The organism is Clostridiales bacterium (assembly GCA_015243575.1).
Lineage (GTDB): Bacteria > Bacillota > Clostridia > Peptostreptococcales > Anaerovoracaceae > Anoxybacterium > Anoxybacterium hadale.
Genome location: CP042469.1, coordinates 4,038,942 through 4,052,281 on the forward strand (window position 1 = coordinate 4,038,942; position 13,340 = coordinate 4,052,281).

Annotated in this window: 6 protein-coding genes; 5 read left to right on the forward strand and 1 reads right to left on the reverse strand. The window is 44.1% G+C overall.

Going from position 1 to position 13,340, the window contains the following annotated elements; genetic code table 11:
* Positions 1 to 73: 73 nt before the first annotated feature.
* On the reverse strand, positions 74 to 3,130 hold the full coding sequence (locus FRZ06_17740) for a hypothetical protein (protein QOX65054.1): 3,057 nt from the start codon (positions 3,128 to 3,130) through the stop codon (positions 74 to 76).
* A 401-nt stretch (positions 3,131 to 3,531) separates the two neighbouring features.
* Between FRZ06_17740 and FRZ06_17745 the strand changes: the two genes are divergently transcribed.
* The 5 genes from FRZ06_17745 (at position 3,532) to FRZ06_17765 (ending at position 13,293) form a co-directional block, all read left to right on the forward strand.
* Positions 3,532 to 5,643, forward strand: coding sequence for an S-layer homology domain-containing protein (locus FRZ06_17745; GenBank protein ID QOX65055.1), 2,112 nt, complete (start codon positions 3,532 to 3,534; stop codon positions 5,641 to 5,643).
* Between the two features lie 165 nt (positions 5,644 to 5,808).
* Positions 5,809 to 7,266 (forward strand): S-layer homology domain-containing protein, encoded by a 1,458-nt coding sequence (locus tag FRZ06_17750; protein QOX65056.1) that lies wholly within the window; start codon positions 5,809 to 5,811, stop codon positions 7,264 to 7,266.
* A 549-nt stretch (positions 7,267 to 7,815) separates the two neighbouring features.
* Complete coding sequence (locus FRZ06_17755) at positions 7,816 to 10,161, forward strand: S-layer homology domain-containing protein (protein ID QOX65057.1); 2,346 nt, start codon at positions 7,816 to 7,818, stop codon at positions 10,159 to 10,161.
* A 129-nt stretch (positions 10,162 to 10,290) separates the two neighbouring features.
* On the forward strand, positions 10,291 to 11,019 hold the full coding sequence (locus tag FRZ06_17760) for a S8/S53 family peptidase (GenBank protein QOX65058.1): 729 nt from the start codon (positions 10,291 to 10,293) through the stop codon (positions 11,017 to 11,019).
* 156 nt (positions 11,020 to 11,175) lie between these two features.
* Complete coding sequence (locus FRZ06_17765; GenBank protein QOX65059.1) at positions 11,176 to 13,293, forward strand: hypothetical protein; 2,118 nt, start codon at positions 11,176 to 11,178, stop codon at positions 13,291 to 13,293.
* Positions 13,294 to 13,340: the final 47 nt, after the last annotated feature.

The window sequence follows — 13,340 nt, forward strand, 5'->3', positions numbered from 1 at the left end:
TACTTTGCTGCTGCACAATACGATTCTGCCGTTCGATACTTCTCTAATGCATAATACTTCTATGTCGCCCGATCTACTCTGTCGTTACGGCAGACCCGGTAGTTTCTGCGCCTGGGGTACTCGGTACTACAGGCACTTCGGAGTCCGGCTTGGTCGGCTCCGGGTCAGGTTTTGTTGGTTCTGGCTCCACCTCGGGGCGGGTAAACTTGAGCTTATAATTACCGCTTTCAGAACCAGAGGTGATGGTGAAGGTAAACACGGTCTCCGATGCGGAAAGCGTAAAGGTGGTGCTTCCCTTCTGGAGAGATCCTTTTCCGTTCAGCTCAACGATCGCGTAAGGATCAGATGCAGTTACTTCTACCTTAATTAGCGCATCTCCTGTTGAGGTGAGAGAGAAGCTTCTCCCGCCATTGTCCGTAAGCGTTCGGCTTCCTTCTGATACCTTCAGTGTGGAGATAGAGAAATCATCCTTGCTGTTTACGGTAACTCTGTAAGTGGTGCTGTCCGTTCCGCTCTTTGCTATTTTAATGTCAATCGTCTGGTTTGACCCTGTCAGCGCGATCTCTTTTGTGATGTTGTCCTTGGAAGCAGTTCCGTCTATGGTAATATCTCCTGAACCGGACGCCTTAACGATTAGGGACGGTATTCCGGTATTCAAAGAAATGTTATAAGCAGTGGTACCTTTATTGAAGGAGACCAAATTTTTCTGATTGGCACTCCCGTTGACGACCGGAATCACTTCCAGCTTAGTCAACGTCGATACGGGCCGTATCGTTGACGTACTGGCATTTTTTACAGGTGAGTTGACATTGTTTGTACGAACCACCGCGTAAATCTTGTACTGTGTGCTGCTTGCAAATCCGGTGAGACTGAAGGTCTTTGCAGTCTTTGCAGTCAGTGCACCGGAGGCCTTATAGCCTGATTCCAGCGCGATTCCTGAAGCGTTTTGACCTGCTATGATCTGAGCCGCATTAGGGGCGGTATCTCCTGCAGGCAGTGCGACAAGATAAGCCGTTCCTGCAATATTTGAAGTAATGCTTGCCGAGATGGATGTTTCACCAGGCGTAAGGGTCAAGGCATCCACAACCGGTGTTGTCACCCCTGTTGTCCAGGAGACCGCTTTTGCCTCAATTGCCACATCACCGTCAGCAGTCTTTAATTTTTTCCCTGAAACAGCCAGATAATATTTCTGATTCAGCGTCAGGTTGGAAGAAGGTGTTATGGTAATCGTTTTCTTTGAGGAATTGATCTTGGCAGTAAAAGCTACAGAGCTGCCGCTGGAACTGTCTTTCTTAAATACAATGCAATCCTTCAGATAGGAATCGCTGGAGCTGATCGTTGCTCCGTTGCTGTATCGAACCACCTCTTCTGAAAAAGAGATCGAGATACCAGTGTTCACGGGAACAGCGGATGCGCCATTCGCAGGGCTGAAGGTGGTCGTGACCTCGCCAACGCTATCTCCAGTGCTGAAATAGATCGACTGGGCAGTGTTGGCCTTCCCGTTTTTATCCTTCACCGAATTTTTATCCATAATAACATAATATTTTGTATCTGTTGCCAAAGATGACTTTGGCGTAATGGTGATTACCGTCTTTGCGCTGTTCACAGAGGCTTCAAAGGATACCTTTGAGCCGGACGAGCTTCCCTTGCGCAAGGTAACAAAGTCTTCTACGTCAGAACTGGTAAGGGTGCTTCCATCATACAGCTTTACCGCAGAGCCGAAGGTTATTGTGATCTTTGTATCCCGTTTCACCTTGGTCGCCTTATCTTTGGGACTGAAGGTAATATCCGTCTCTGCATCGGATTGCTTCGGTGTATCTATCTTAGAAGCAATGGTCCATTTTTTGGGCTTGGTTTCGTACGTCACACCGTTAGCGTTGACATTCATTTGAGAAACAGAGCCGCTTCCGAAAAAATAGCTTTCAGCATTGACGGTGGCGGTACTTATGGAGGTTCCGCTTTCTGCAGTGATTTCAGAGTATCGCCCATCCACGGTAAGGGTATCAATGGAACCGGAGGACAATGTGACTTTTGCTTTTGATCCGGTTATATTGAGTCTTGGAAAGCTGCCTTTTAAAGTAAGTTGAGCGGAACCGCCTGCTGTGACGCTGCTGAATCCGGGCCCAAACAAACCGCCGCTGAGGCTGGAGGCCTGAAGGATTGCCGCTTGTTCTGCAGAGAGTTTTACGATGGCAGTTTCGCCTTTGGCAAGAATACGAACCGGGTCATCATCGTTTTTGTCAACAGATGCGTTTGCGACTCTTGAATTGCTGATCGTAATGGAATCGCTGCCTCCGCCCTTAACGGAAAGATTTCCAAGGATGATACAATTTTCTATTGTCGCACTGCCTTCATCCAAAGACTTATCGATTGTGACATTATTGACATAGACTTTGCCTGATAGCTTTGTTCCGTTCCGATCTACGGTAGTGTTTCCAGAAACAATGCTTTCCTGATCCAAGAGATCGCAGAGAATCTTTGCAGTCTGCGCTCTGGTCAGCTGATCTTCTGGATGGATTTTTCCGTCGTTATAGGCGCCGATGTATCCTTTTCCATTGACCTTGTCGAGGGCGTCATAAGCCCAGTCGGCTATAGATCTGTAATCAGAGAAGGATTTTAGATTTCCTTTCGCTCCATAAGAAGGTACGATTCTCGAAATCATGACAGCGGCTTCCTGCCTCGTGATGGGACTGTCAGGCCGGAAGGTGTTATCGTCGTAGCCGGCGGTATAAGCAGCGGAAAGTGCTTTTGCCACATCGTTATAGTACCATTCGTCCCGCGGAACATCGCGGAAGGATAGGGATGCGGTGCTGGTATTTCCGAGAGCCTTATTGACCATTGCAGAAAACTCAGCTCTGGTGACCGCTTTGTCAGGAAGGAATCTTCCGTCAGGATATCCGGATGCAAATTTTTTATTGATAGCAGTATTGATGTATTTTTCGGCCCAATGCCCTGATACATCTGTAAATTTTGATGCGGAGTAGGATGTGGTTGGCGCGGCTATTGGCAAGCACAACAAAGCTGCAAAAACGCAGCAGATAAGCCGTTTTAAGTTCATTGAATGTTTCCCCCTTTTAATAAATAACTTCTTGCATCGGCGAAAGGAGGTATCCTTGTTAACCGACGACATAGTTCCACTTCATAAACAGAATGAATCCTCATTCTATTACACACTTTATTAGATGGTATCATTTATATTTACAAAAGACAATTATTGGATTGTCTAGAATTGCCAAAAACCCCTTGGGTTTTCAGCTTTTTTCTTCTTTATTACCTTCCCTCTTATTTTCTCACTTATTTTCTCCATAACCTTTTCCCATTCCTTTTCCCGTTCCTTTTTCGCTGGACACCCCTTTCTGAAAAGAATATAATAAAATTTAACAGCAGGCAGAAGCCTGCAGGATGTTTCGCAACATTCTTTTGACGGGAAAACCAGGGGATTGGTTCCTTACGGGAACAGTGATTTATTTCAAATCATCGCATCTTTAAATTCTCGCTCGGGCGCGAGAAAAAGGGAGGAAGAAGGGGATAATGAGGAAAAAATATATTGCTTCCGTACTTGCCGCAATCATCACTGTGGCGGCGGGTACCGTGTGGAGCTTTGCTTTGCAGGAGCAGGAAGATACAGGGCCAGCTAAAGCGTTGGATTTGACAGAATCCAAGCGCACCTTTTCAGATATTAAGGGTCACTGGGCAGAGGGGATCATCCAGGAAGCCGCTGCTCTCAATATCGTAGGAGGATACCCCGGTGGTACATATTTTCCTGATCATCTGATTAAGAGAGAGGAATTCTTTCAGCTACTGACCAATATTTTAACAAATCGACCGGACATTTCGGGAACAAAAATACCCTTTGCCGACGTCAAAGAAGGTAGCTGGTATGTTCCAGCCATAAAAGCGGCAGTTGCCGCAGGCATTACAGACGGCTATCAGGACGGTACCTTTGGAGTCGGTCGGATGATCAGCAGGCAGGAAGCAGCAAAGGTGGCTGGATCGGTTATTTCCCGCCCTGCTAAGCAAATGGTACAGGGAGAAGAGGAGGCGGGGGGAACGGTCGCTTCTGGCGTTGCGGGTGATTCGGACCTTCCTGCTGGATCAAGCGCTGTGATTGGATCGAGTGCGGCAAAGGCCCTTGATCGAGACGCCATTGCAGACTGGGCATATGACTATGTAGATTTGATGTTTCGGAAAGGATACATGAAAGGGGATTCGGCAGGAAATTTTCGTCCAACAATGGCCCTGACCAGGGCGGAAGCTGCAGCAATCCTTCTAAGCATAAAAAAGAACGAGCCTGTTATATCGCCAAATGCCGATGGGTTTGAAATTACAAGCTGTATGACAGAGCATGAAGGTCATGAAGGAGTTTTTATAAACGGTGAAGGCACAGCGGCCGAACCGTATGAAATCGCCTCGGAAGAACAGCTAAACCACCTTCGGATGCATGCTGATGACGGAGCGTATTACATCCTTACAAAAAACATCGCAATCACTAAGAGTTATGCGCAAAGCGGTTCTCAGACGGGGTCAGGTGAACCGGATTGGAGTGCGGGAAACTTTGTTCCCATAGGAAGCAAAGCCCAACCCTTTAAAGGAACACTTGATGGAAACGGATATACTGTCAGCGGGCTTAATATATACTGCAAAGATGACAGAAACTCCGGGGCGGCTGGTGAAGCGAATCAAAGCTGCGTGGGCTTGTTCGGTGTACTGGCAAAAGAATCTTCGGTTACGAATTTAATCATTGATGCCTCCAATATTCAAGGCGGACAGTACACCGGAGCGCTGGCGGGTTATAGTGAAGGGCTCATCGAGAATTGCAGGCTTGGACCAAAGGGCATCGTGACAGGCTTGGATGTGGCAGGCGGCCTTGTGGGGTTGCTTGATCAAAACGCGGAGATATCAAAGAGTAGAAATAGCGGATCGGTGGAAGGCAATTCCGCAGGAGGAATCGTTGGAAATAACCGAGGAATTGTGATTGACTGCTATAATATGGGGAAAATCGATGCCTCCGAAAATGCAGGCGGTATTGCGGCATATCAAACAAACGGAGAAGGAAGGATTACCCGATGCTACAATGAAGGCAGGGTAAACTCAAAGAACTTCGCAGGCGGGATTGTTGGAGACAATGGAGCGAAAACGGACAACTGCTATAATTCAGGAAGAATCTCAGCTATAAAATTTTCCGGCGGAATTGCAGGAAACAATGCGGATACCATAACGCATGTCTACGGAGCCGGGGTGGTTACCGGAGACGGCGGTGCAGGGAGCATCGCTGGAAAGAATGCGGGGGCGATCCGCAAGGCGTTTTGGCTGGGAACCACGGCAGCTTCCGGAATCGGCGTTCCCGGACAAAATGGGAGCGAAGAAACTGTCAGAAAACTGACCCATGAGGAATTGTCAGGGCAGACCAAGATCTTGACGGACACAGGATATGAGTCAGTCTTGAATATCTTAAATGAAAGCGAAAAAACCTGGAAATTCCTTTATTCCTATCTCCCTTCAGAGAACGTGGAGAAGGATAAATTTTCAGACGAAGGGGGCAGCACTCAGCCGGATGGAAGTCAGAGTGAAGAAAGTCGGGGCAATGTGATTGACCCTAATGATCTTGCGACAAAATACCTCTATCCTGTGCTGATTCAGTGAATTGTAATAAAGCTGTAATGGACATAAACCGAGACTTTGATATAATGTAGGAAAATCAAAAAGTTCTAAATAAGGGACAAAAATCAATTGATTTTCTGACACAAAATTAATTTGTATCGGTGAAAAGCAAGGCGCAGCTGCGGCTTGCCGTTAGCATGTAATCAATTGAAAAATGTGGACGAGATGTACACAAAAGGGGGAAAAAAGATGAAAAGACAATTTAAAACATTAGCAGCATTAACGCTTGTGCTGGCACTGTCCAGTACGACTGCTTTTGCGGCAGTACCTGCAGATGTAAAAGGACAGCCGTATGAAAAGGCAGTGACCGCATTGGTTGAGAAAGGTATTATCACCGGAGATGCGGACGGCAGTTTTAATCCTGAAGCACAGCTCACGAGAGCGCAGGCTTGCATTATCGTGGTAAAGTCCATGAATCCACCGGCCGCTGAAGTAACGGGGACAGCGACTCAGCCGGCTCCCAAAAGCGGCTTCTCTGATTTGTCAGGGTATGGATGGGCCGAGGGCTATATCAGTTATGCGGTAAAAAGCGGAGTGTCAAAAGGATATCCTGACGGAACTTTCAAACCCGGAAACAAAGTGACGATGGATGAGTTCATCACCATGGTTCTTAGAGCAGCTGATTACAGCGATCAGACCTTGGGCGGCACTTGGCCGCAAAATTATACAAGCAAAGCGGATGAGCTGAAGCTGATGGAAGGAATCGACAGCGTGGCAGCCCATTATGCTACTAAGTGGATGGCGGCACAGTTCAGTTACAATGCCCTTGATATCATCGAAAAGGCAAACCTGCAGGAAGAGACTCCTTCACAGAGTACAGACAATAGCGGCACAAACGCGATTCCGGATACTTCAAAGATGAGCTATACTGCTGCCGGCAGCTTTAATGATAGTATGACCGCATACAATGGCAGAACGATTTCAAACAATGTGAAAATCTATACTTACGGACTGAAAAAAGACTATAAGCAGGATATGACATTCTCAAAGAAAGCATCTGATTATCTTGAAAACACAGTCTATAAATATAAAAATGTCAGTACACCGGCATTCTGCCAGGTAGAAAACAACAAGATCACCACCATCGTGCTCCCGGGAGATGTAGGCTTCAGCGGAAGAGCCTACGGCGTGATCAACGGTACGGTCAAAACCGTGAACGCAAGCGGCGAAGCGGTAACAGGTGTTGAAACACTGACTGCCACAAAAGAAATTACATGGCTTGCAAAGAAAAATCTAAGCGGAATCCCGACGAGCTCCAGTTCCTATCTTGACGGCACTGTTTACGAGCTGTATCTTTCCAACGGCGAAATTCAAAATATTGCAGCAGCAGAAGGGAAGCATAAAGGAAAAGTTTTTGAAGAACTATCCGGTGAGGGGTCTGACTTTGTTGAGGTGGAAAGCTATGCAGACGGCGTGGTGACCACCACAGGTGGAAAAATGTTCGCGGTCAAAGACAATGCTTCCGTTTATGTGCTTAATAAAGCAGACGCAGACGAATATAAAGCAGGAAGAGCTTCGAGCATTAAGGCAGGAGTGGAGATCAGAGCATACGACATCTCAGATGATAAAGAAAATTCAGCAGATATCATCGTTATAATGAAGTAAAAAAACTACTAATAATAGAAGCAAAATTCTCGATTCAAACTTGCGACATTTCGAAGCGTAACTTATAGACCATAAAGTTTGAATCCTACATTATATATTAGGAAACTTTTTATTCAACACAGGAAATTTCGATGTTCAAATGAAATTTCCTGTGTTTTTTAAAATGATTAAGTTCAAGCTTAACGCTGCAAATGCAGCACTTTATCATTTATTACATCGAACATTAACAAAGCTGTAATATGTCTGTAATGGACTTCTCTGCACACTCTGTTATAATAAATATATGCTTCGGCGGTGACAGGGAAGACAGGGGCTAACCCAATGAAATCGATGCTTTTGGATGTATTACAATTTCGTTACATTTCCCAGTATCGGTTGACTGCCAAAGAGGCAAACTGTATAATTCATTGTGATAGAATATGCGGGGATTTACGAACTGCATTTCTATAGATAATGTCAAATTATCTTCGGAAGGGGAGGATAATTTGAGCAAAAGAACACTAAAATCTCCCCTTCTAAGCAAAATACCTTAAAGGAGGAATTTTAAACATGAGAAAAGTACTTTCATTTGTACTTGTGCTCACCCTGGTTCTGGGAAGCTTCTCAATGGCATTCGCTGCTACTCCAGCCGCTATAAGCGACGTAGCTGGAAAGAACTGCGAAGAAGCTGTTAGAGTGCTGACAAGCCTTGGTGTTGTTACCGGTTATGAAGACGGCACATATAAGCCAGATCAGGTGGTAACAAGAGCAGAAGCAACTCTCGTTGTAATCAAGGCACTGGGCCTTGCTAACTCCGTTGGAACTCAGAAGAGCTCCTTCACTGACCTGAGTGGTTATGGTTGGGCTGAAGGCTACATCGCTTTCGCTACTCAGCTGGGAATCACAAACGGTTATCCGGATGGATCTTTCAAACCGGGACAGACTGTAAGCTACAATGAATTTGCAACCATGCTGGTTAGAGCATTAGGTTACACTGATGTTTCCTTAACTGGAACATGGCCTGCAAAATATGTTAACCAGGCTTCCGCTGTTGGAATCATGGATGACATCGCAAGCGGCGGCGCAGCTGGCGCAAACAGAGGCGATGTAGCTATTATGGCTAACAATGCTCTGACTGCTTATATCGGAAGCGTTGATAAGGACAACAACTGGAGTCCTATCATCAAGAGCGGATCCGTAGCAAGAGACAATATTGTATATGACACCATGATCGGAAGACTTGGCGGTAACTTCTTCGAAGGTATCATCTTCGATACAGATTCCTCCACGATCAACATCAGACCTTATGTAGGAAAATATGCTGAGTACTACACAAGCAAGGCTGATGGCAAGGGTGACATTATGGCTATCGCTGCTGTAAAATCAACTGCTATCGCTGGTGAATTCGATGATGACAACGCTAATAACTGGACTGTTGCTCAGGTATTCGAAGGCAACGACGATGTTGATTACAAACTTGCAGCAGACATGACTGATGATACCGAATTCTTCTATAATGGAGAATCCACAGGTACTCTTTCACCAAGTGCAATCACTGACGTCGAAGTTGATCTTTCTGGAAAGACCATCAAAGAACTGTACAGTGCATCTCAGTGGCATGTTGATATCGCTGAAAAAATTGATGCTGGTGACTTAGATGATCTGGCTGACGGCGAACTGCTGGGCTTTGATTTCGATACTGATAAGAAGGACAGCATTATCGATGATTCTTTCGAACTGATCGGTGCTAAATCCTTAAGTGATATCAAGGGCGACAATGTTGTTTATATCTACTCCGGAACTGACTACATCAGAAAAGTTGCAGTTGGAACAGAAGTAGTTGAAGGCAAAATCACCAAAATCAACTCTGACGGTGACTGGATCATCGCTGGAAAGACTTATGCTTTCTCTGACGTAGCTGATGCTGCTAGCAGCGATGCTGATGCTGGCGATACTGTAAAAGTATGGCTCGATGCATATGGCGATATCTTTGACGCTGACGTTGTAAGCGGTTCTGCTAAGGATTATGCAGTTGTACTGAATACTGGTTCCTTCGATCAGATCAAGCTGTTCCTGGCAACTGACAGCAGCAAGGTATTTGATACTGATTTAACTAGTGCCGAATATACTGCCGCAACTTCACCTGCTAACAGACTGATTGGATACGGCCTTGATAAGGACGGCGCGGTTGACAGCGTGTACACTGATGACTTCTATGTTGCTGCTACTACTGCAGAAATCGTAAGCAACAAAGTATTCGATGACGGAACAAGAACTTATGCAATTGCAAGTGACGTAGTAGTATTCACCAAAGACGGAAGCGATTACGGTGTTACTAAGCTCGCAGACGTTGATAAGGGTACTGACAGCGTAGGAGAGATCGTTTCCTTCATCCTCAGAGAAAATAAAGTGGTAGCTATGATCGTTAACGAAGGTATTGCAGCTGGAAGCGGAGACGATTCCTATGCGGTAATTTCCAAGACTGAAGCTTCTACAAACGCTCAGGACGACAAAGCATACCTGCTGACCGGATTCATCGACGGAAAGAAGATGAGTGAAGTATACACCTCCAGCAGATCCACTATTGGTGAAGTAACAACTGGAGTTGCAATCTACGAATTCAAGTACAACGATGACAAAAACGTTTCCAAGATCACTAAATTTACGACTGCCCCTGTGACTGGAGCTGTAAGCGCTGATGGTAAGGTATCTGATGGATACATCCAGCTCGCTAGTGGTAAGAAAGCTATCGCAGACAACGCTGTTGTTTACGAAGTAGTGTTCAAGGATGACAATACTACAGTAAAAGAATACAAGGCATACTCCGGAACAATTAAGGCAACTTACAATGTTTGGATGTATGACACAGATGATGACAAAGCTGGTGCTGAAGTCGTAATCATCGAAAAGAACTAATTCGCAAATGCGACTGAGTTCACTGATTAAAGTAAAATATTAAATTATTTTCTCGATGGGCAAGTTTACACTTGCCCATCGTTTTTTATGGGTATAATATGTGGTACTAGTACTTTCGGGAGGAATAAAATGTCAGCTTTTGAGCAACAGCTTGAGTATGTCAAGCTTCGTCACATGACAGGCATAGATCGGTGGCATGATGCAGGATATTTGGGGCAAGACCTTAAAATTTTCTGCGACGATGTGGGTGGGAAGCATGTAGAACATGTTGTGGATATTTTAGAAGTAATTGTACCAGAGGCTGAAATTCTTACAGGAAAAATCGGATACCGTATTCGATACGGATCAGTGGTTGAGAGTTTTGTTCATTATGATAAAACAGGAGAGACGATTGATTTTGACAATTTTATGAAGAGGCATGAAATCAGGCTTATTAACAATTCGACAACCGGATCTGGCGGACCAGCAGTGTCGCCGATAGGGGCTTTTATGAGAACAAAGATAGATCAATACAATATTATAATGACTGCTTCTGCCGGGAATGGATATGGACAGCCTATCAACACCAATTACTACGGCGCCGCAATACTTGTCACATCCGTTCAATTGAATGATGCTGGCAGAATTGTCAATTCAAAGTGTGCTGAAGACGGAGGTATTGATTTTTCTATGTTTTATGGCCCAATGCCGGGAACTTCATATTCATCCCCTTTCTTGTTAGGAATGATAGGTCTACTGCTTGGTAAATATCCGCGCATGAATCAAAAAGAAGTGTATCAATATTTAAAAGAGCACTGTATTTCGCTTGGTATAAGGGAGATATTCGGACACGGATTGCCTATACTTGGGCAGGTTTGAGACTCTGTGATAAACATGAGAAGCCAAAATATTAGTTATATCTGAAATCTATTATGCAAAACTCTGAGGCGGAAACCTTGAAATTGTAGGAAAGAAGCAGTATACTGATTAAAGAAAGAAATTCAATAATGTAAGTATGATCAAGGGGGTATACAGATGCACAAGTTTTTTAACCGCGGTATTGCAATGTTAATGATAATCGCAATGACTTCTTTCTTTTTTCCTGTAACGGCCTTTGCAGCATCGGATGAAGCGGCTCGAATTACCTATTCCATTGATGCGGATGAGGAACTGAACTTTGGGGATAAGGATGTGGACGAGGACCTTAACGATGCCTGCGACGATTTAAATGATGAGGAATTAAATTATATTAAATTTACTTCACTTCCCAAATCCTCTGCAGGGACTTTGTTTTATAAATACGACAGAAGCGGAGAAAAGGAAATCGCAAAATCTGATAAATATTATTATGATAAGTCTCCCTATTTAAAGGATATTACTTTTGTACCAGAAGAAGATTATTCCGGTACGGTCACGATCGGCTATACCGGATATGATGAAGAAGGGGCTTCCTACACAGGAGAAATCAGAATCACCGTGGAAGGCGTTGACGATGAGGAAGTTATCACTTATAAGACAGATGCCGATGAGGAAGTTGATTTTGAAGAAGATGATTTTAATGATCTTTGTGAGGACATTAATGACGAAGAACTGGATTATATTAAATTTACCTCTTTGCCAAAGTCTTCTGTAGGTACCTTATACTATAAGTACGATAAAAAGGGTCAAGAAACGGTCTCTAAATCTGACATGTATTACTACGATTCCTCTCCTTCCATCTCAGACATCACTTTTGTACCAGAGGAAGATTATACGGGTACAGTCAGCATTGGCTTTAAAGGATATGACATTGATAGAGGTTCCTTCACAGCTGAGGTCAAGATTGTCATCGGGAAGGGATCGAAGGAGACCATGAAATATACCATTAGCTCCAGTGAGGTTGTTCGCTTTGATGCAGAGGATTTTAATGATCTTTGCGAGGAGTTGAATGATGAAACTTTGGATTATGTTATTTTTTCAGATCCGGCATCGTCAAGAGGAACCCTTTATTATGACTATTCGTCAGGAAGTGAATCCAAGACAGTTGTAAGCTCCAGCAAAAAATATTATTATGATGGAACGCCTTCTTTGAACAAGATTACATTTGTTCCGACACAGGGAGTAACGGGGACAACAACATTGTCCTATAAAGGCTACGACGAGGATAAAGATACCTTCACAGGTACGATTACCATTACAGTAACGGCCAATACAAGCAGTACTGGCAGCGCAAAGATTATTTCCTATTCAACAGTGCAGAATGCGAAAGTTCAATTAACGGTAGCTGATTTTAACAATGTGTGCCAAAATCTGAACGGTTATCAGTTGAACTATGTTCAGTTTTCACTGCCATCCTCATCATCCGGTACCTTATATAATGGATATATTTCTGATACCAGTTATACTTCTCTAGTAAAATCATCTGAAAAGTATTACTATAGTTCATCGCCATACATTCAGAATGTGTCCTTTGTACCGGCAAAATATGTATCGGGAACGGTTGTGATTGACTATACAGCATATGATGTCAGAGGGATCTCTTATACTGGAAAGGTACAGGTTACTATTACCTCAGGGACTGCAGGAGCGGGTACTGATTACTCGAATCTTCCGGTATCAAAATATTTCAAAGACGTTGACCAAGCATATTCGTGGGCAGTCACATATGTGGATAGTCTGTATGAAGCGGGGATCATTTCTGGTACTAGCACAACGAATAGCTTAAAATATTACGGGCCTTCGCAGAATACCACCAGAGGAGATTTTGTACTGATCCTCTATAGGGCTTTAAAAATGCAGAAGAGTACTACTGGAGGGAGCTTTAAAGATGTTCCTTCCGGCAGCTATTATTACGATGCCATAGCTACAGCAAAATCACTGGGAATTGCTACAGGAACGGATAATTATTTCTACCCTGATAAACCAATTACTCGTGAAGATGCCATGGTGCTGACCTTGAGAGCAGTTAATATTCTGGGAAAAACAATTGCATCTGGAGACACAAATAGCTTATCGAAGTTCACAGATGGAAATAAGATTTCTGATTATGCTAAAACTGCAGTAGCTGCTCTTACGAAAGCGGGAATTATTACCGGAAGTGATGACAATCACATTTATCCTCAAGGTTATTTGACTCGTGTCCAGGTAGCCGCAATCGTTTCACGAATAAAATAGGGGAGATTTAAGTTTTTAACATTAGCTAGAGATATTTTATGAAAGAT

Coding starts and splice junctions, on each gene's coding strand:
- FRZ06_17755 (QOX65057.1), top strand. CDS start 7,816: ATGAGAAAAGTACTTTCATTTGTACTTGTGCTCACCCTGGTTCTGGGA.
- FRZ06_17745 (QOX65055.1), top strand. CDS start 3,532: ATGAGGAAAAAATATATTGCTTCCGTACTTGCCGCAATCATCACTGTG.
- FRZ06_17760 (QOX65058.1), top strand. CDS start 10,291: ATGTCAGCTTTTGAGCAACAGCTTGAGTATGTCAAGCTTCGTCACATG.
- FRZ06_17765 (QOX65059.1), top strand. CDS start 11,176: ATGCACAAGTTTTTTAACCGCGGTATTGCAATGTTAATGATAATCGCA.
- FRZ06_17740 (QOX65054.1), bottom strand. CDS start 3,130: ATGTCGTCGGTTAACAAGGATACCTCCTTTCGCCGATGCAAGAAGTTA.